Annotated in this window: 16 protein-coding genes; 11 read left to right on the forward strand and 5 right to left on the reverse strand. The window is 75.2% G+C overall.

The genetic code is table 11. From position 1 onward, the window contains the following. Window positions 1-122: 122 nt before the first annotated feature. Window positions 123-1,295 carry an alkane 1-monooxygenase gene (locus ACN9MM_RS30555; protein ID WP_426366935.1) on the reverse strand — a complete coding sequence of 391 codons (1,173 nt, stop codon included), beginning with the start codon at window positions 1,293-1,295 and terminating at the stop codon, window positions 123-125. A 114-nt stretch (window positions 1,296-1,409) separates the two neighbouring features. Between ACN9MM_RS30555 and ACN9MM_RS30560 the strand changes: the two genes are divergently transcribed. The 5 genes from ACN9MM_RS30560 to ACN9MM_RS30580 all read left to right on the forward strand — a co-directional run bounded on the left by ACN9MM_RS30560 (window position 1,410) and on the right by ACN9MM_RS30580 (window position 5,150). Continuing rightward, window positions 1,410-2,003, forward strand: a complete 594-nt coding sequence (locus ACN9MM_RS30560) for a TetR family transcriptional regulator (RefSeq protein ID WP_426366936.1) — start codon at window positions 1,410-1,412, stop codon at window positions 2,001-2,003. Window positions 2,004-2,133: 130 nt separating this feature from the next. Then, entirely contained in the window at window positions 2,134-2,865 is a 732-nt protein-coding gene (locus tag ACN9MM_RS30565; protein WP_426366937.1) for a DJ-1/PfpI family protein, read from the forward strand. Window positions 2,866-3,065: 200 nt separating this feature from the next. Then, window positions 3,066-3,272 (forward strand): cold-shock protein, encoded by a 207-nt coding sequence (locus ACN9MM_RS30570; protein WP_382865921.1) that lies wholly within the window; start codon window positions 3,066-3,068, stop codon window positions 3,270-3,272. 43 nt (window positions 3,273-3,315) lie between these two features. Beyond that, a complete protein-coding gene (locus ACN9MM_RS30575) occupies window positions 3,316-3,681 on the forward strand; it encodes an ArsR/SmtB family transcription factor (RefSeq protein WP_426366938.1) in 366 nt (121 codons plus the stop codon). 80 nt (window positions 3,682-3,761) lie between these two features. Further along, on the forward strand, window positions 3,762-5,150 hold the full coding sequence (locus tag ACN9MM_RS30580; RefSeq protein WP_426366939.1) for an MFS transporter: 1,389 nt from the start codon (window positions 3,762-3,764) through the stop codon (window positions 5,148-5,150). On the opposite strand, the gene ACN9MM_RS30585 is transcribed toward ACN9MM_RS30580, so the two are convergent. Then, a complete protein-coding gene (locus ACN9MM_RS30585) occupies window positions 5,099-5,827 on the reverse strand; it encodes a TetR/AcrR family transcriptional regulator C-terminal domain-containing protein (protein ID WP_426366940.1) in 729 nt (242 codons plus the stop codon). The two genes, ACN9MM_RS30580 and ACN9MM_RS30585, sit on opposite strands and share 52 nt — an antisense overlap. 169 nt (window positions 5,828-5,996) lie before the next feature. Here ACN9MM_RS30585 and ACN9MM_RS30590 point away from each other — a divergent pair, with 169 nt between their 5' ends. After that, on the forward strand, window positions 5,997-7,502 hold the full coding sequence (locus ACN9MM_RS30590; RefSeq protein WP_426366941.1) for an MFS transporter: 1,506 nt from the start codon (window positions 5,997-5,999) through the stop codon (window positions 7,500-7,502). Window positions 7,503-7,634: 132 nt separating this feature from the next. Further along, entirely contained in the window at window positions 7,635-8,891 is a 1,257-nt protein-coding gene (locus ACN9MM_RS30595) for a serine hydrolase domain-containing protein (protein ID WP_426366942.1), read from the forward strand. 66 nt (window positions 8,892-8,957) lie between these two features. Here the strand turns inward: ACN9MM_RS30595 and ACN9MM_RS30600 are convergent, their stop codons facing one another. Beyond that, window positions 8,958-9,662 carry a sigma-70 family RNA polymerase sigma factor gene (locus ACN9MM_RS30600; RefSeq protein ID WP_426366943.1) on the reverse strand — a complete coding sequence of 235 codons (705 nt, stop codon included), beginning with the start codon at window positions 9,660-9,662 and terminating at the stop codon, window positions 8,958-8,960. Between the two features lie 135 nt (window positions 9,663-9,797). After that, window positions 9,798-10,544, reverse strand: a complete 747-nt coding sequence (locus tag ACN9MM_RS30605; RefSeq protein ID WP_426366944.1) for a hypothetical protein — start codon at window positions 10,542-10,544, stop codon at window positions 9,798-9,800. A 232-nt stretch (window positions 10,545-10,776) separates the two neighbouring features. On the opposite strand from ACN9MM_RS30605, the gene ACN9MM_RS30610 reads away from it, so the two are divergent. Continuing rightward, window positions 10,777-12,087: an MFS transporter gene (locus tag ACN9MM_RS30610; RefSeq protein WP_426366945.1), complete on the forward strand. Its 1,311-nt coding sequence runs from the start codon at window positions 10,777-10,779 to the stop codon at window positions 12,085-12,087. Then, entirely contained in the window at window positions 12,084-13,166 is a 1,083-nt protein-coding gene (locus ACN9MM_RS30615) for a sugar ABC transporter permease (RefSeq protein ID WP_426366946.1), read from the forward strand. The genes ACN9MM_RS30610 and ACN9MM_RS30615 overlap by 4 nt, the downstream gene beginning before the upstream one ends. Before the next feature lie 53 nt (window positions 13,167-13,219). On the opposite strand, the gene ACN9MM_RS30620 is transcribed toward ACN9MM_RS30615, so the two are convergent. Further along, complete coding sequence (locus ACN9MM_RS30620; protein WP_426366947.1) at window positions 13,220-14,386, reverse strand: acyl-CoA dehydrogenase family protein; 1,167 nt, start codon at window positions 14,384-14,386, stop codon at window positions 13,220-13,222. A 157-nt stretch (window positions 14,387-14,543) separates the two neighbouring features. Between ACN9MM_RS30620 and ACN9MM_RS30625 the strand changes: the two genes are divergently transcribed. After that, complete coding sequence (locus ACN9MM_RS30625) at window positions 14,544-16,346, forward strand: CoA transferase (RefSeq protein ID WP_426366948.1); 1,803 nt, start codon at window positions 14,544-14,546, stop codon at window positions 16,344-16,346. After that, a complete protein-coding gene (locus ACN9MM_RS30630; RefSeq protein ID WP_426366949.1) occupies window positions 16,343-18,106 on the forward strand; it encodes a class I adenylate-forming enzyme family protein in 1,764 nt (587 codons plus the stop codon). The genes ACN9MM_RS30625 and ACN9MM_RS30630 overlap by 4 nt, the downstream gene beginning before the upstream one ends. The last annotated feature ends 15 nt before the right edge of the window (window positions 18,107-18,121 follow it).

The raw sequence follows: 18,121 nt of genomic DNA on the forward strand, positions 1-18,121 counted from the left end.
GTGGGGCACCTGGCGACGGTCAGTGGCAGCCGCGCGGCGACACCGCGTACCCCACCCTCTTCCGGTGCGGGCTCAGCTCCCCGTCCCGGGGCCCGGCCGCGGGTACCCGGTGCCGTGCACGCTCACCCGCTCGTCGCGCCGTACCGCGCGAGCAGCCGGGCCCGGCGGGACGGCTGGAGGTTCGCGCGGGTCACGTCCCCGTCGTAGTGGGCGAGGACCCGCGGGTCCATGACGCGGCGCCAGAGCGGGGGGACGTACGCGAGGACGATCATCCCCGCGTACCCCGTCGGCATCTCGGGGGCCTCGTCGAAGTGGCGCAGCGACTGGTAGCGCCGGGTGGGGTGGGCGTGGTGGTCGCTGTGCCGCTGCAGGTGGTACAGGAACACGTTGGAGGCGACGTTGTCGCTGTTCCAGCTGTGGCGCGGGGCGCAGCGCTCGTACCGTCCGCTCGCGGTGCGCTCCCGCATGAGGCCGTAGTGCTCGGTGTAGTTGATGACTTCGAGGAGGCAGAAGCCGAAGACCGCCTGGACCGCGAGGTACGGGAGGACCCCCGGCCCGAAGGCGAGCGCGAGCCCCGTGAAGAGGACGAACGACAGCGCCCAGGAGCCGAGGACGGTGTTGCGCGGGCTCCACACGGACCGGCCCCGGCGGGCCAGCCGGCGCTTCTCCAGGCGCCAGGCCGAGGTGAGGCTGCCGAGGACGGTGCGGGGCAGGAAGCGCCAGAAGCTCTCGCCGAGCCGCGCGCTCGCCGGGTCCTCCGGGGTGGCGACGCGGATGTGGTGGCCGTGGTTGTGCTCGACGTAGAAGTGGCCGTACCAGGTCTGGGCGAGCGCGATCCGGGAGAGCCTGCGCTCCAGGGCCTCCGTCTTGTGCCCGAGTTCGTGGGCGGTGTTGATGGCGATGCCGGCGACCCCGCCGAGGGTGAACGTCAGTCCGACGCGGTCCACGAGGGAGAGGTCGCCCCGGGTGATCAGCCAGCAGCCGAGGACCAGGCCGGTGTACTGGAGGGGGAGGTAGAGGTAGGTGCACCACCGGTAGTAGCGGTCCTGTTCGAGGTGGGCGATCGCGCTGTCCGGAGGGTTGGCGGAGTCCTTGCCGATGAGGTGGTCGACGACCGGGAAGGCCACGTAGAGGACGAGGACCCCGGTCCACCAGAAGACCCGGAGCCCGGTGGCGGTCACCAGGCCCCAGGAGAGGAACGGGAAGGCCGGGATGAGCAGGCCGAGCAGCCAGAGCCACCGCTTGGGGTCGCGCCAGGCGGCGGGGGCTTCGGGGGAGTAGCTGTGCAGGGCCAAGACCGGCTCCTCGGAGAGTTGGACACTTCACATGCCTACTGTCCAGTTCATAGACGGATCGCGGCGCGAGCGTCAATGCTTTGGACAGTGCCCCGTGGATAAAGTGGGGGCACGATGACACGTTTCCGCGAGAGTGTTCGGTCCCTCCTGCGTGAGCAGGTGCTCGACGCCGCCTACCGGCTCGTCGCCGCCGACGGCTGGGGCGTGCTGCGCATGACCGCCATCGCGCGGGCCGCCGGCATCAGCCGCCAGACGCTCTACAACGAGTTCGGCTCGAAGGAGGCCATCGGCAAGGCCCTGATCCAGCGCGAGCTGGAGGGGTTCCTCGTCGGCATCCAGCGCGAACTCGACGCCCACCGCGGAGAGTTGGAGTCCGCGGCCGCGGCGGGCGTCGGCTACACGCTCCAGCAGGCTGTGGACAACCCCCTCGTCAAGAGCGTCCTGGTCGCGGCGCGCGGCGGCGAGGACGACCTCCTCGCCTACCTCACGACCCGCCCGGACCCGGTCTTCGGCACGGCGATGACGATGCTCGACGCGTACGCGGTCGAGGCCTGGCCCGACGTCGACGAGGAGTCCCGCGGACTCGCCGTCGAGACGATCGTTCGCCTCACCGTCAGCCACATCGTGCAGCCGGTGGCCCCGCCGGAGGAGTCGGCCCGGCGCATCGCCAGGATCACGGCGCGGATCGCCTACCCCGGCGGCGTCTGACCCGACGGGCGGGGGACGGGGGCAAGCAGGGGCGGGACCCGGCGGCGGATCGGGAACCGGAAAGCGGCGGCGGCCGACTGCCTCGACGCGACACAGAACGTCGGGACCTGCCACCTCCTGGGGGAGAACCATGAACCGCCGCAACCTGCTCCGCGCCACCTCCGCCCTCGGCGCCACCACCGCGCTCGCCGGCGTCACCGCCGCGAGCGGGACCGCCCACGCCGCCCCGGCCCCGGGGCGCCGCCCGCTCCGCGTCCACCTCGTGCTCTTCGACGGCGTCGAGGAGCTCGACTTCGCCGCCCCCTACGAGGTGCTCTCCGCCGCCGGGTTCTTCTCCGGGCGTCCGGTGGACGTCCGGTACGTCACCGTCACCGGCCCCGGGACCGTGACCGCCGCGTACGGGACGGAGGTGCGCGTCGACCACCCCTGGGCCCCGGGCGAGGCCGACCTGCTCGTCGTGCCGGGCGGCGGCTACGCGCGCCGGGACAGCCCGGGCGTCTGGGCCGAGATCGACCGGGGCACCCTGCCCCGCGCCCTCGCGGCGGCGGTCCGGCCGGGGCTCACCGTCAGCGCGATGTGCACCGGCGTCATGCTGCTCTCCGCCGCCGGGCTGACCCGGGGCCGCCCCTGCACCACCCACCACAAGGCGCGGCCGGACCTGGAACGGCAGGGCGGTGTCCTCAAGGGGGCCAGGGTGGTGGACGACGGCGATCTGGTGACCGCCGGCGGTGTCACCTCGGGTCTGGAGCTCGCCCTCTGGCTCGTCCGCCGGGAGCTCGGCCCCGACGCTGCGAACGGTCTGGAGGCCATGCTCGAGTACGAGGCCCGCGGCACGGTCTGGGTCGGGCCGGGCAGGCGCTGACGGCGGGGCCGCGGAAAGGGTGAGGCCCGCTGGCGGACACGGGGGATCTCCGGCAGCGGGCCTCTGTTGAATATTGTACGAGATCATCGGGGGTGGTTCGCCCGGACGACGGCGGTGGCGAAGGGCGGACGGACGGGGTACATCTCCCCTGAGGCGCGCACACCCTCGACCGCCTCGCCCCTGACGACGAGGAGGCCGCCGTGGAAGGCAGAAGCAAGGGGTTCGTGCAGTCCTTCAACCGTCTGGGCGGGTACGGCTTCGTCGTCCCCGTGGGCTCCGAGGAGCAGGTGTACTTCAGCGCCGAGGACATCGAGGGCGCGGAGCGGACGGTCTCCGAGGGGCAGCAGGTCTCCTTCGTCCTGGTCCTCGGCGACGGCCGCTTCGAGGCCAAGGAGATCCGCCTCTGACACGGGCCCGTTCCCGCCCGCGCTTCCTGGGTACGGTGGGCGCATGCCAGTGCCCGAGTCCACAGCGCCCGACCCCGCCGCCCGCCCGCACGAGCGGAACCCGGGGGTGCGTGAACTCGCGGCGGCGGCCGAGGTGTTCGGGCTGCTCTCCGACCCGACCCGGCTCCATCTGGTGTGGCTGCTCACCCGGGGCGAGGCCGACGTCACCGCGCTGACCGAGGCGTGCGGGGCCGCGCGTCCCGCCGTCAGTCAGCACCTCGCCAAGCTGCGTCTCGGCGGGCTCGTCACGACCCGCAAGGACGGCCGCCGGGTCGTGTACGCGATGCCGGACGGACATCTCAAGCGCCTGGTCGTCGAGGCGATCAGCAGGGCCGACCACCAGGTGACCGGAGAGCCCTGGCACGACTGACGTGAACATGTGCGCACTCGTGCACACGTCGGCTACGGTGGAGGTCTCAGCCGTCCGCCGTGGCCGACCGGGGGCGCCCCATGCTGTCCGTCCTGCGCAACCGCACCTACCGGCGCCTGTTCGCCGCGCAGGTCGTCGCCCTCGGGGGCACCGGCCTGGCGACCGTCGCCCTGAGCCTCCTCGCGTACGACCTGGCCGGTGCGGACGCCGCCGCCGTGCTCGGCACCGCGCTCGCCCTCAAGATGGCCGCGTACGTGACGATCGCCCCGCTCGCCGGGGCGCTCGCCGACCGTGTGCCCCGGCGCGCGCTGCTCGTCTCCATGGACCTGGCGCGGGCCACGGTCGTGCTCGCCCTGCCGTTCGTGACCCGCGTCTGGCAGGTGTACGTCCTCATCCTCCTGCTCCAGGCCGCCTCCGCCGCCTTCACCCCGGCCTTCCAGGCGACGATCCCGCAGGTCCTGCCCGAGGAGCGCGACTACACCGAGGCCCTCTCGCTCTCCCGGCTCGCCTACGACCTGGAGAGCCTGGTCAGCCCCGTGCTCGCCGCCGCGCTGCTCACCGTCGTCCCGTACTCCTGGCTCTTCACCGGCACCGCCGCCGGCTTCCTCGCCTCGGCACTCCTCGTCCGCACCACCACCCTGCCGGCGCCGCCCGGGGCGGGTGGCGTCCCTGCCCGCCGGCTCTACGCCAGGGTGGCCCTCGGGGCACGGCTGGTGCTCGCCACCCCCCGGCTGCGCGCGCTCCTCGCGCTGGACCTCGCCGTCGCGGCGGCCGGTGCCGTGGTCCTCGTCGACACCGTGCTCCTGGTCCGCGACACCCTCGGCCGCTCCGCCGGTGACGTCCCGCTCGCCCTCGGCGCGTACGGGGCGGGGTCGATGGCCGTGGCACTGCTGCTGCCGCGCGTTCTGGGCCGGGCGGACGACCGCGCCGTCATGGTGCGGGCGGCGTTCGTCCTGCCCGGCGCCCTCGCGCTGCTCGCCCTCGGTCTCACCGCCGCGCCGGGTGCCGGGTCCTGGCCCGCGCTGCTCGCGGTGTGGCTGGTCCTCGGTGCCGCCGGGTCGGCGGTCCTCACTCCGGGCGGCCGGGTGGTGCGCCGCTCGGCCGCCGGGGCCGACCTGCCGGCCGCCTTCGCGGCCCGGTTCTCCCTCTCGCACGCCTGCTGGCTGCTCACCTATCCGCTCGCCGGCGTGCTCGCCGCCGGTGCGGGTCCCGCCGTCTCGGCGGCCGTGCTCGCCGCCCTCGCGCTCGTCGGGGCCGTGGGCGCGGCGCGCCTCTGGCCCCGCGAGGACCCGGCCGAGCTGGAGCACGTCCACCCCGAACTCCCGGCCGGGCACCCGCACCTGGCCGGTGCGGGCGGCCACCACGCGCACGCGTTCCACATCGACGAGCTGCACCGGCGGTGGCCCACGGCGTCGGGTCAGCGCGGGAGCCGCATCTCCAGGCCGTCCAGGACCACGTCCAGGCCGTAGGCGAACTTGGCGTCCCGGAGGGCGACGGGGTCGGCGGCCGAGCGCGTGGCGGCGTCGGCGTACGCCTCGGCGAGGTGGTCGTGGTCGGCCGCCGCCTGCTGGGCGGCGGGCATGAGGCGGGCGATGAACCCGGCCTCGGTCTCCCCGGAGCGGGCCACCGTGCCGAGCCAGGCGGCCTCCGTGGTGCTCATGCCGATGACGTACGACAGGAGGGTGTCGATCGCGCGGCTCGGCTCGGGGAATCCGGCGGCCGTGAACAGGGCCGCGAGCCGCTCCGAGTACGACATCAGGTTGGGGCCCAGATAGGCGAGCCCCGCCTGTCCGAGGGTCGAGGAGAGCCAGGGGTGGCGCAGGGCCGTCGCGCGGAAGGACGCGGCGGCCTCGGTGGCGGCGGCCCGCCAGGGGCCGCCCGGGGGCGGCACGGTGATCTCCCCGGCGACCTCGTCCACGGCGAGCTCCATCAGCTCGTCCTTGGTGGCGACGTGGCGGTAGAGGGAGGTCGCGCCCGCGTTCAGGCGGGCGCCGAGCTTGCGCATGCTGAGCGCCTCGATGCCGTCGGCGTCGAGCATGACGACCGCCTCGCGGACGATCGAGGCCCTGCTGAGCGCGGGTTGGTCGGGGGCGGACTGCTCGCGGGCCCACACGGACGGCACGGGGTTCGCCTTGGCGGCGGCCATGGTCCTCCTTCACTGCGTTCGGCGTTCGCTGCGTACACCTTCGATGCGTACGACGTTCGCATTCAGCGTACAGGTCTCCAGGGTTGCGAACGCTGTGCGCAGGTGCGTACAGTGTTCGCATCGAAGGGCGCTCCAAGGGGAGCGAACGAGACCCGAGGGGGAACTCCCGATGGAAACCCGCAACCCACGCCGCTGGTGGATCCTGGTCGTGCTCTGCCTCAGCACCCTGGTCCTGGTCGTCGACAGCATGGCGCTCACCGTCGCCGTGCCGTCCATGACCGAGGACATCGCGGCGAGCGTCCAGGACATCCAGTGGATCCTGGACTCCTACATCCTGGTCTTCGCGGGACTCCTGCTCACCTCGGGAAGCCTCGGTGACCGCTTCGGCCGCCGGAAGGTCATGGTCCTCGGCCTGCTGCTGTTCGGCGCGGCCTCACTCGCCGCCACCGTCTGCACCACCCCGGGCGAGGTCATCGCCGCCCGCGTCACGATGGGCGTCGGCGGTGCGCTGATCATGCCCTCCACGCTCTCCATCCTCATCACCGTCTTCGACGAGGAAGAGCGGCCCCGCGCCATGGCCGCCTGGGGCTCGGTGTCCATGCTGGGCCTCGTCGGCAGCCCCGTCCTCGGCGGCGTCCTGATCGACCACTTCTCCTGGCACTCGATCTTCTTCATCAACGTCCCGGTCGTCGCCCTCGCCGTCCTCGCCGCCCTCACCCTGATGCCCGAGTCCAAGGGCCCCTGGCAGAAGCCCGACCCGCTCGGCGCGATCCTCTCCGCCGTCGGCATGACGGCGCTGATCTGGTGGATCATCGAGATCCCGCAGCACGGCGCCTTCGAGGGCCGCTCGCTCGTCACCCTCGCCGTCGCCGTCGTCACCCTCGGCGGATTCGTGATCTGGGAGAACGTCACCCCCGCGCCGATGGTCCCGCTGGTCCTCTTCAAGCACCGCAACTTCAGCGGCGGTTCCCTCTCGCTGACCCTCGTGCAGATCGGCAACGGCGGACTGCTCCTCGTCCTCACCCAGTACCTGCAGTTCGTCCTCGGCTACTCGCCCGTCAAGGCCGGCCTCGCCTTCGTCCCGCTCGCCGTCGCCGCCCTCATCGGCAACGGTGCGGGCGCCGGCCTCGCCGCGAAGATCGGCAACCGGATCCTGATCCTCGCCGGCATGCTCGTCATGGCAGCCTCCTTCGCCCTGCTCACCACCGTCGACGCCCGGTCCGGCTTCACCGTCCCGGCGATCGCCCTCGGCCTCCTCGGCCTCGGCGCCGGCCTCGCGATGCCGGCCGCCGTCGGCGCCCTGATGAGCACCATCCCCGAGGAGAAGGCCGGCGTCGGCTCCGCCCTCAACGACACCATCCAGCAGGCCGGCACCGCGCTCGGCATCGCCATCCTCGGCTCGCTCCTCACCAGCACCTTCTCCTCCGAGATGCCGGCCGACGCCCCCGAGCGGGCCAAGCAGTCCATCGGTGGCGCACTCGCCGCGGCCCAGGGCGACGCCGGACTGATCGCCGCCGCCCGCGAGGCCTTCACCTCCTCGATGACCACCACCTTCACCATCAGCGCCGTCGGCGTCCTCGCGGCCGCCGTCCTCGCCACCCTGGTGATGCGCGACGGCAAGCCCGCCACCGCCCCCGCCGCCGACGAGGCGGAGGAGAAGGAGCTCGCCGCCTGACGCTCCCTCACCCCACGGAAGAGCCGGTGCCCCGGGGCACCGGCTCTTCCGTCTGCCCCACATGGATGCCGTTCGTCCCGACTAGGGAGTGTTCCACCGGATCGCGGTGGTTCTTCCCGACATAGTGCGGGCATGACACCGACCCCCACCCGGACCCGCGCCCGGTCCCGCAGGGCCCTCCTCTGCGCCGCCCTCCTCGCCCTCACCGTCCAGGCCGGCGCCGCCGCCCCCGTGCTCGCCTCGGGCCCCGAGGGCCCCGCCGGGCCCGGCGGCCCCGGCGGGCGCGACTGCGTGCGCACCGAGCGGCCCCTGGACGGCAAGGCCCGCCGGGTCCTGGACATCACCCGCAAGGCCAAGAACGACCTCAAGCTCAACTCCGTCGAGGTGCGGGTCACCATCGACGGACGCGAGGTCCTCACCGATGCCCTCGGCGAGTCCATGACCGGCGTCCCCGCCGAGCCCGACATGCACTTCCGGGCCGGATCCGTGGCCTTCGCCCACATCGGCACGCTCCTCCTCCAGCTGGTCGAGGACGGCACGGTCGACCTCGACGACACCGTGGAGCAGTGGCTCCCCGACGTACCCAAGGCCGACCGCATCACCCTGCGGATGCTGGCCACCAACACGACCGGCCTCCACGACTACGTCACCGACCCGGCCTTCGACGCCGAGCTGGAGGCGCACCCGTTCCGCCAGTGGACTCCGGCACAGCTCCTCTCCTACCCGTACCACCACTCCTTCTGGTACGAGCCGGGCACCAGCTGGAGCTACTCCCACGCCAACTACATCCTGCTCGTCGAGGCCCTGGAGAAGATCACCGGCACCCGGATCGACAGGCTGGTGAGGGAACGGGTCACCGGCCCCCTCGGACTGTGGAACACCCAGAACAACTTCACTCCGGACATCCCGCGTCCGGTCCTGCACGCCTTCACCTCGGACCGCGGCCTCTACGAGGAGTCCACCTTCTGGAACCCCTCGTGGACCACCGCGCCCGGGGCGGTCATCACCACCCACATCTGCGACCTGGCCACCTCGGCGCAGGGGATCGGCAGCGGTGAACTCCTCTCGCACCGCTCGTACCGCACGCTGCTGAACCCCGGCACCGTCGGCCTCGGCGGGGCGAGCGCCACCTGCCCGGCCACGATCTGCCTGAAGCAGACCGAGGCCAAGCACTTCGGCCTCGGCGTCATCGTCGTCAACGGCTGGGTGCTGCAGAACCCGTCGTTCTCCGGGTACGCGGCGATCCAGGCGTACCTCCCGTCGAAGCGGCTCGCCATCGCGGTCTCCTCGACGAAGACGCCGACGACCCCCGACGGCAACACGGCCGAGGTGGTCGCCCAGCGCATCGCGGCCGCGCTCGCGCCGAACGACCCGCTCGCGATCACCTGACCCGTCGTCAAAGCTGCGGCCGGGTCACCCTGGTGCCGCCGACCGGCGGCACCAGGGTGGCCCGGGTCAGGCGAGGACCGGCATCGCGCGCGACGGCTGACGCGGCCGCACAGGACCGTCCTCCTCGGCCGGCGCGGCCGGATCCCGCTCCTCTTCCGCGGTCAGGAGCGCGACGAGAGAAGCACGGGCCCGGGCGACCCGGGACCGTATCGTGCCGACCGGACAGGCGGCCGTCTGGGCGGCCTCCGCGTAGGACAGGCCCAGGAGCTGGGTCAGGACGAAGGCCTCCCGGCGCTCCGCCGGGATCGCCGCGAGGAGCTCCGCGAGGGCGATGCCGTCCTCGAACCCGGGGAGCCCGCGCGGCTGCGCCCGCTCGGCCGCCGTCTGCCAGTCGTCCTGGTCCGAGAGCCGGGGCCGGGCGGCCGCGCGCCGCAGACTGTCCACGACCGTGCGGCGGGCGATGGAGAGCAGCCAGGTGCGGGCGGAGGAGCGTCCCTCGAAACGGGGCAGCGCGGTGAGCGCCCGCAGGAAGACCTCCTGGGTGAGGTCGTCGGCCGCCTGCCGGTCGGCGCTGAGGTACGCCACGTACCGCCAGACGTCCCGGTGCAGGGCCCGCACGAACAGGTCGGCCTGGGAGGGGCCGCCGTCCCGGGCGGCCAGCGCGAGACGGGTGGTCGCCGCGTCGCTCTCGGCCGAGGGCAGCGTGCGCGAAGAGCTTGTGCGCGCGTTCACAAGTGGGGGGTGGGTGGGGGTGTGCGGGGCAGGAGTCATCGCCACAGGTCCTTAGGGCAAGAGGGGTCCGGCGCGCGGTTCGGGCGCCGCCGGTGAGTCGTACGGCTCGCCGAGGGGCGGGCCGATGCCCGGGGCGAGGCACCTGGGTGTCCTTCGCCCCCGGGGATCCGGCTGTCAGAGGACAGCGATCGCCCGAGGGGGCCCTCTCGTGAGCAGCGCGCGTGCGAGGAGAAGACGCCGGGGGACCCGCCCGTCACCTGGCCGCGCACGGCGGATCCGCGGCCGGTCCACGGCCGCGGGCGGCACCGCGAGGAGCAGTCCGAGCAGCCCGAGCAGGCCGATGGGCCGCAGGAGCCGGGCGGGAACGGCACGCAGGAGACGGAACACGGCCCGCTCGCCGAGCGCGAGCCAGAGGCCGCTGAGCAGCGCGGCGAGGAGGTGGGCGGCGAGCATGCCGGCCGAGGAGGTCATGTCCGTCATGTCGTGCCCGGAGGGCACGACCGGGGAGGACGCGGCAGCCGTGTGCCCCATGGCCATGTGGTCCATGGCCATGCCCGCGTGATCCATCGCCGCGGAGGTCATGCTCATGTGACCCATGCCCATGTGACGCATCGGCAGGTGATCCCCGGTCATGTGATCCATGGTCATGCCGCCGTGGCCCATGACCGCGTGGTCGGCCGACGGCGCGCCCGCCGTCGACTGCGACCACGAGAAGACCAGGTGGAGCGCGGACTGGAAGGCGACGGCGGCCCAGGTCACGGCCAGGAGCCCGCGCTCACGCCCGCCCAGGAACCACGCCGCCACCGCCGTCCCGGCGAGGGCCGCCCCCAGCGTCCGGCCGGGCACGGCGTGGCCCGACATGAGGATGTGGCCGGTGGCCGCGAGCAGCACGCAGACGGCCGCGAACATCGCGGCGCGCACGGCTCGGGAACATCGGCCTGGTGTCATGGCGCGCCCATCCTCGCACCCCTTCCGGAGGTGTACGGGCGGGCGTCGCCACCGTGGCCGCCCCCTCGACCTGTCCGGCACATGCCTACGCGAGATGTGGTGCGTCCCACAAGACCGCCCCGGGAACTCCCGTGCCGTCCGGGCCGACTTCTCCGGTCGGCGGCCGACGCGTCCGGGCCTCGACCGTCGTCGGAAGGGGAGGCGCGTGAGGACCGAGAGGACGGCGACGGAGGCGCCGGCCGGGCACGGAAGCCCTGGCCGGGGCCTGACCGCGCTGCTCACGACCGCCATGGCCTTCTCGATGATGCAGCTCTTCCTGCTGGGCGCGCTCGGTCCGCGGCTGGTCGACCGACTCGGCGTCACCGAGACCGAGTTGGGCCTGACGACGACGGTCGGGTTCGGAACGGCGGCCGTGCTCTCGCCCGTCGGCGGCCGGATCGTCGACCGGGCCGGCTCCCGCCGCTCCCTGGTCGCCCTGCTCGTGCTCTCGGCGGCGGCGCTCGGGCTCATCGCCGCCGCCCCGGGCGTGGGTCTGCTGCTCGCCGCCGTCGCGCTCGGCGGTGTGCCGCAGGCCCTGGCCAATCCGGCGACCAACAAGGCGATCCTGGCCGCCGTGCCCGCCCCGCGGAGGGGCGCGGTGACCGGGACGAAGCAGTCCGGCGTGCAGCTCGGGGCCTTCGCCGCCGGACTGCCGCTCGCCACGGCCGCCGGTCTCGTCGGCTGGCGGGGCGCGGTCGGGGCGGCGGCGGGCGCGGCACTCCTGGCGGCGGTGTGGGCGTGGCGGTCGCTGCCGGCGGATCCGGACCCGGCGGCGGGCCGTACGCCTACGGGCGCGCCCGGCCGGAACGGGGCTGATCCCGCGCCGGGCCGGAGCGGTGAGCGGCCCGTCGTGGCCGAAGGAGCCGGGGCCGAACCGGTTCCCGTCGCCGAGCGGTTCGGCGGGGCCGTGACCTGGCTGGCCGGGTTCTCGCTGTTCCTGGGCGCCGGGATCGCGTCCGTGAACACGTATCTCGTGCTGTTCGGCGTCCAGCGCCTCGGCATGGGTCCGGCCGTGGCGGGCGGGCTGATCGCCGTGCTCGGCGTGGCGGGCATCGCGGGCCGGGTCGGGTGGTCGCGGGCGGCCGTCCCCGGCCGCGCCGAGTGGCTGCCGGGTGGGCTCGCGGCCGGGGCGGTCGGCGCGGCGGCGCTCCTGGTCGCCGCCCCGTACGCGGAACCGCTGGTCTGGGTGGCCGCGGTGGCGGTGGGCGCGTTCGCGGTGTCCGGCAACGCCGTCTCCATGGTGCTCGTCATGCAGCGTTCCGCGCCGGGCCGGGCCGGGCGGGACTCGGCTCGGGTGGCCGCCGGGTTCTTCGCCGGGTTCGCCCTCGGGCCCCCGCTCTTCGGGCGCCTCGCGGAGAGCGGCCGCCACGGGACCGGGTGGGGTCTGGTGGCCGCCGAGTTCGCGCTGGCCGGAGCGGTCGCCCTGGCCTGGGCGGTCCGGGACCGCCGGGCGCGGAGGGAGGCGGTGACGCCATGAGTGAGCTCCGCTGGGCGGACGAGGCGTTGGACGCGGTGCTCCGGCGGGTCGGCGAGACGGCCCGGCAGGTGGGGGACCGGTTCCCGTTGTACGCGGATCCCGTCGACGGGCGCTGGACCACGACCGGGCGGGGTTCCTGGACCGGCGGGTTCTGGGCCGGGCTGCTCCGGCTGCGGGCCCGCCGGACGGGCGAGCCCGCCGACCGCGCGGCGGCGGCCGCGTGCACGGCCCGGCTGGCGCCCTGGGCGGAGGCGGACACCGCGACCCGGGGCCTGATCCTCTGGTACGGAACGGCCCTCGGCGGCGGCGCGGAAGCCGGGCTCCTGCGTGAACGGGCGGCCCGGTCGGCCCTCGCCGCGTACGACCCGGACCTCGGACTCGTCCCGTGGGGAGCGGCCCTCGGCGGCCCCCGGTCACGGGCTCGCGCGGACGGCGTCCCCGGCCTCGTCCCGCTGCTCGCCTCCGCCGGGGCGAACGGAGAGGCGAAGGCTGCCGGTCATCTCCACCGCCACCTCGAGCTGTGCCTCGGCGCCGTCGACTCCGAACGTCCGATTCCCGCATGGGAGTTCACGGGCCGCACCGGCTGGCGGCCCTGCCCCGATCCGGAACCCGGCTGGACGAGGGGCGAGGCGTGGCTGCTCCTGGCCGTCGCGGACGCGCTGCTGCGCGCGGGGAGCGCCGTCTGGCGACCGGAGAGACTGCACGAGGCCGCGGAACTGGTGTTGAGGCAAGGGGAGTTCCTCTGCGGCCCCCCGGTCCCGCCCGCCCGGGCGCACCACCCGGACGGGCCCCTCGACACCTCCGCCGCCGCGATCGGCGCGGTCGCCCTGCTGAAGCTGGCGCTCCTGCCCGGACCGGCGGCCGCCGCGTACCGCACGCGCGCCGGGGACGTCCTCCGTCACCTGACCGGGACCCACCTCACCCCGCCGGGCGCGCCACGGCCGGCCGGGCTGCTGGGGGACGGCTGCTACGACGCGGCCTCGGGCACGGCCGTCCGCCACGCACTCGTCTGGGGCGACTACTTCCTGGCCCTCGGGCTCGGCGCCCTGCTCGGCCTGGTGGACCTGGAAGAGGTGTAGGGGCGAACCGGCCCTCCCCGCCGAACAGCGGGACCTCCCGGTCGACTTCGGGTTCAGTCGTGGGCGCGCAGGACGCGCCGGGCGACCGACGTGATGTGCAGCTCGTCGGGGCCGTCGAGCACGCGGGCCGTCCTGCCCGTGCGCAGGAGCGCGGGCAGCGGTGTGTCGGGGCCGAGCCCCGCCGCGCCGTGGACCTGGACGGCGCGGTCCGCCACCGACTGGAGGGTCCGGGCGGCGGCGGTCTTCGCGAGGCCCACCTCCACGTGCGCGTCCCGGCCCGAGGCGACCAGGTCCATCGCCTCGTACACGAGGGGGCGGGTCGTCCGCAGGGCGAGCAGGGCCTCGAACACGTGCTGCTGGACCAGGGGCCGGGCGGAGAGCGGGCCCCGCACGCCCTCGCGCGCGCGGGCCCGCGCGCACATCAGGTCGAAGGCGCGCTGGGCCTGCCCGATCCAGCGCAACGCCCGCAGGACGCGTCCGAGTTGGAGTCGCTCGCCGGCGACGGCGAGTGCCTGCCCCGGTTCGCCGACGAGGTGGTCGTCGGGGACGACGACACCGTCGAACGCGATCTCGTACTGCCCTCCCGCGCCGAGCACCGGCAGCTCGCGCACCACCCTGAACCCGGGCGCGGACGTGGGCACCAGCAGCAGCGACAGGCCGTCCCGGTCACCGGCGGCCCCGCTCGTCCGCGCCAGGACCGTCACCAGGTCCGCGTCGCCCGCGCCCGAGACGAACCACTTCCGTCCCGTCACGCTCCAGGCGCCGCCCGGCCGCCGGTCCGCCCGGGTGGCGGTGAGGACGGGCTCGCTCCCCGGGGTGTCCGGCTCCGTCATCGCGTAACACGTCCGCAGCTCCCCGGAGACCAGCCGCCCGAGGACCTCCTCCCGTACGACGGGCGAGCCGTGCCGCGCCAGCATCGTCACGTCGAGCAGCGTGGCCGAACCCAGCGCGGCCGGGCCGTGGTCGCTGGCGCCCTCGGCCTCCGCCACCGAGGCGTACGCGGCGAGGGGAAGGCCGCCGCCGCCCAGCTCCGCGGGCAACGGCAGGGCCCAGAGGCCGCGTTCCCGCGCCTCGGCGCGCAGCCGGCTCCGCACGGCCGCGGCGACCGGACCGCCCGCTTCGAGCTCCGGCTCGTACGGGATCACCCGATCCCGTACGAACTCCGCCACCCGCGGGCGCCATTCCTCCCCGCCCCGTATCGCGCCGCCGCCGACCGTCACGTCTCCACTCCGCTCTCCTCTTCCCGCTCCGGGAACTCGGCAGAACACCCGTCCGACTGTCTGCCCGGGGAAGGGGTCGGGCGGACCGGCCCGGCGGTTCCCCCCGATCCGTACGGACCCACAGCGCCGGCCACCGCCGCGCGACGAGAGGAGAGGCATGGCGTCCCCAGCGACCCCGCAGACCGTCCGGCCACTCGACACACTGGCCTTCCACGTGACGGGACCCCCGCCGCTGACCAGGGTCGTGGACGACCACCTCGGACGGCTCGGCGCCCGGCGGCGGCACGCGGGCGCCGAGGACGACGGCGATGTGCACACCGCTCCCACCGGCGAGGCGCACACCGTCCTCACCGGCGGCGCCTTCGCCCCCGCCACGGCACGCGCGGCCTGGGGCCCGCCCGGCTCGGGCCTCGTCGACGAGGCCACCGTCCAGGCGGCGACCGGCGTGATGAGTATCCACGGGCGGCGCGACGGAGCCCCGCGCGGACTCGCAGCCGACTACCTGGCCACGGCCACCGGCGTCCTCGCCGTGCAGGGCCTGCTCGCGGACCTCCTGGGCCAGGCGCGTGGCGGCCGGCCTGCCGGGACCCTCACCACGAGTGCCGACCGCGCCGGGCTCCTCGTCGTCTCCCAGTACCTCGCCGCCGCCGGAGCCGACGAGGCGGAGGCCGCCGAACTCGCCCCGGGAGGACCGCCCTTCACCTCCGCCGACGGCGTTCTGTTCGAGCTGGAGACGCTCGACCCCGGAGCCTGGGCCGCGTTCTGGCAGGCGCTCGACGCCCCCGCCGAGGCGATACGGCACGGCTGGCGGCCCTTCCAGTTCCGCTACGCCACCGCCTGCGCGCCCTTCGCCGCCGCCCTGCACGCCGTGACCCAGGCCCACCCGATGGACCGCGTCCGGCACGCGGCCGCCCTGTCGGGCGCCGAGGTGTGCCCGCTGCACACCCTCGCCGAGCGCGCCCACGAGGACGACGGGGCGGACCCGTGGGCCCTCCGGGTCCTCGGCCCGGGCCACGCGTCCACCCCCCGCGACCTGCCGCCCGGACGACCCCTCGCCGGGCTCACCGTCCTGGAGGCGGGGCGGAGGATCCAGGCGCCGCTCGCCGCGCACCTCCTCGGGCTGCTCGGCGCCGAGGTGATCCGGATCGAGCCGCCGGGCGGCGACCCGCTGCGCGGGATGCCGCCCGCCTGCTCCGGCGTCTCGGCCCGCTGGCTGGCGCTCAACCGGGGCAAGAAGGCCGTCGAGATCGACATCAAGTCCGGACGGGACCGCGGCCGGCTGAAGGAACTGGTCGCCGGGGCCGACGTGTTCCTGCACAACTGGGCACCCGGCAAGGCCGCCGCGCTCGGCCTCGACGCCGACGACCTGAGCGCCGTCAACCCGGCCCTCGTGCACGCGTACACCAGCGGCTGGGCCGACCGCGTCGACGACGCCCCCATGGGCACGGACTTCATGGTCCAGGCCCGCACCGGCACCGGCGAGGCCGTCCGCCCGGCGGGGGAGCCGCCCGCGCCGTCCCTCATGACGCTCCTCGACGTCCTCGGCGGGCTCCTCGGCGCCGAGGCCGTCCTCGCGGGCCTGCTGCTCCGCGAACGCACCGGGCGCGGCGTCCGTGCCGACTCCTCGCTGCTCGGCGCCGCGGACACCCTCACCGGGCCCGCGCTCGACCGGGCCCGGCGGGGGCACGACCCGCGCCGCCCGGCCGGCTTCCGGCAGCCCGTGCGCACCGCCGACGGCTGGGTCGCGGCCACGGACGCCTGCGCCCCGGCCACCGCCGCGTACGACCTGCGGGAGCTCTCCACCCGCGAGGCCCTGGAGCAGCTGGGCCGGCACGGACTGGCCGCCACCCGCGTCACGACCGACCTGAACGAGCTGCACCACGACCCGCGCCTGACCGGCCCGATCGGCCGGGACGCGCACGGCGCACCCGCCGTCCCCGACCCCTGGAGCCACGCATGACCACCCGCCCGACCACACCACCGCCCATCGAGCCGGCCGCGCCCCCGGCCCCCCAGGTCCCCGTGGCCGAGGGCGCCGAGCGGCTCGTGCTGCGTGATCTTCTTCCCGTCGCCCTCCGGCGTTCCTGGGCGGCGGACGGCAGTTGTCCCGACCTCGACCTGTACGGCCTGTTCCGGGCCCGGCGGATCGCCGACCCGCACCGTACGGCCCTCCTCGACGCCAAGGGCGCGCTCTGTTACACCGCCCTCGACCGCAGAGCCCGCTGTCTCGCCGCCGGGCTCGCCGGGCTCGGCATCGGACCCGGCGACTTCGTCGGCGTCCAGCTCCCCAACCACCGCGACGCCGTCGTCGCCGACCTGGCGCTCGCCGCCCTCGGCGCCGTCGCACTGCCGTTCCCGGTGGGACGCGGCGTACGGGAGGCCGAGAGCCTCCTCGGCCGGGCCCGCGCCGTCGCCGTCCTCGCCGCCACCGCCCACCGCGGCGCGCACCCCGCCGCCGACCTGCACGCCCTGCGGACCGCGCTGCCCGCGCTCCGGCACGTCGTCGCCGCGGGACCGGGCACCGCGCCCGAGGGGACGGTGCCGATGGCCCGGCTCCTGCGCACCGACGCCACCGGGTTCGTGCCCGCCCGGCCCGACCCCGAGTCCGCCGCCCGGATCCTCGTCTCCTCCGGCTCCGAGGCGGAGCCGAAGATGGTCGCGTACTCGCACAACGCCCTGGCCGGCGGCCGGGGCAACTTCCTGGCCTCCCTGATCCCCGACGGAAGACCGCCGCGCTGCCTGTTCCTCGTCCCGCTGGCGTCGGCGTTCGGCTCCAACGGCACCGCCGTGACGCTCGTCCGGCACGGCGGGACCCTCGTCCTGCTCGACCACTTCACCCCGGAGGCGGCGCTCGCCGCGATCCGCGCTCACGCGCCGACCCACGTCCTCGGCGTCCCGACGATGGTCCGCATGATGCTGGAGCGCCTCGACCGGGAGCCGGACGGTACGGAGCCCCTGCCGGCCCCGACCGCCCTGGTGCTCGGGGGCGCCCCCCTCGACGCGCGGACGGCGGAGGCGGCGGCGAAGGCCTTCGGCTGCGCGGTGGTCAACCTCTACGGCTCCGCCGACGGCGTCAACTGCCACACCGGCCTCGGCGAGGCGCTGCCGCCCGCCGACGGGACGGGCGTCGTCGCGGGACGGCCCGACCCCCGGGTCACCGACATCCGCATCGCCGACCCCGACACCCACCGGCCCCTCCCCGACGGCGCCGTCGGCGAGATCCTCTCCCGAGGCCCGATGACGCCGCTCTGCTACGTGGGCGCGCCCGAACTCGACGCCCGCCACCGCACGGAGGACGGCTGGGTCCGCACCGGGGATCTCGGCCTCCTCGACGCCGACGGCCTGCTGCACGTGGTCGGCCGGCTCAAGGACGTCGTCATCCGGGGCGGCGCCAACATCAGCCCCGCGGAGGTGGAGCGGGCGCTCGCCGGCCACCCCCGGATCCGGGACGTGGTCTGCGTCGGGGTCCCCGATCCGCTCATGGGGGAGCGCCTGGCTGCCTGCGTCGTGCCCACGGGCGACGGCCCGGCGCCCACCCTCGACTCCCTCGGCGGGTTCCTGACCGTCCTCGGTCTCGAACCGCGCAAGCATCCCGAGCGGCTGCTCGTCGTCGCCGAACTGCCCCTCACGGCGGCGGGCAAGCCCGACCGCGCGGCCCTCGCCCGCCGGGTCGGCGCGAGCGAAGCGGAGCCGGCGGGGGCCTCGCGCGGGGCGGCCTGACACGAAGGGCCCGGT

It is taken from the genome of Streptomyces sp. E-08, assembly GCF_049913095.1.
Lineage (GTDB): Bacteria > Actinomycetota > Actinomycetes > Streptomycetales > Streptomycetaceae > Streptomyces.

Coding starts and splice junctions, on each gene's coding strand:
- ACN9MM_RS30560 (WP_426366936.1), top strand. CDS start 1,410: ATGACACGTTTCCGCGAGAGTGTTCGGTCCCTCCTGCGTGAGCAGGTG.
- ACN9MM_RS30565 (WP_426366937.1), top strand. CDS start 2,134: ATGAACCGCCGCAACCTGCTCCGCGCCACCTCCGCCCTCGGCGCCACC.
- ACN9MM_RS30575 (WP_426366938.1), top strand. CDS start 3,316: ATGCCAGTGCCCGAGTCCACAGCGCCCGACCCCGCCGCCCGCCCGCAC.
- ACN9MM_RS30580 (WP_426366939.1), top strand. CDS start 3,762: ATGCTGTCCGTCCTGCGCAACCGCACCTACCGGCGCCTGTTCGCCGCG.
- ACN9MM_RS30585 (WP_426366940.1), bottom strand. CDS start 5,827: ATGGCCGCCGCCAAGGCGAACCCCGTGCCGTCCGTGTGGGCCCGCGAG.
- ACN9MM_RS30590 (WP_426366941.1), top strand. CDS start 5,997: ATGGAAACCCGCAACCCACGCCGCTGGTGGATCCTGGTCGTGCTCTGC.
- ACN9MM_RS30595 (WP_426366942.1), top strand. CDS start 7,635: ATGACACCGACCCCCACCCGGACCCGCGCCCGGTCCCGCAGGGCCCTC.
- ACN9MM_RS30600 (WP_426366943.1), bottom strand. CDS start 9,662: ATGACTCCTGCCCCGCACACCCCCACCCACCCCCCACTTGTGAACGCG.
- ACN9MM_RS30615 (WP_426366946.1), top strand. CDS start 12,084: ATGAGTGAGCTCCGCTGGGCGGACGAGGCGTTGGACGCGGTGCTCCGG.
- ACN9MM_RS30625 (WP_426366948.1), top strand. CDS start 14,544: ATGGCGTCCCCAGCGACCCCGCAGACCGTCCGGCCACTCGACACACTG.
- ACN9MM_RS30630 (WP_426366949.1), top strand. CDS start 16,343: ATGACCACCCGCCCGACCACACCACCGCCCATCGAGCCGGCCGCGCCC.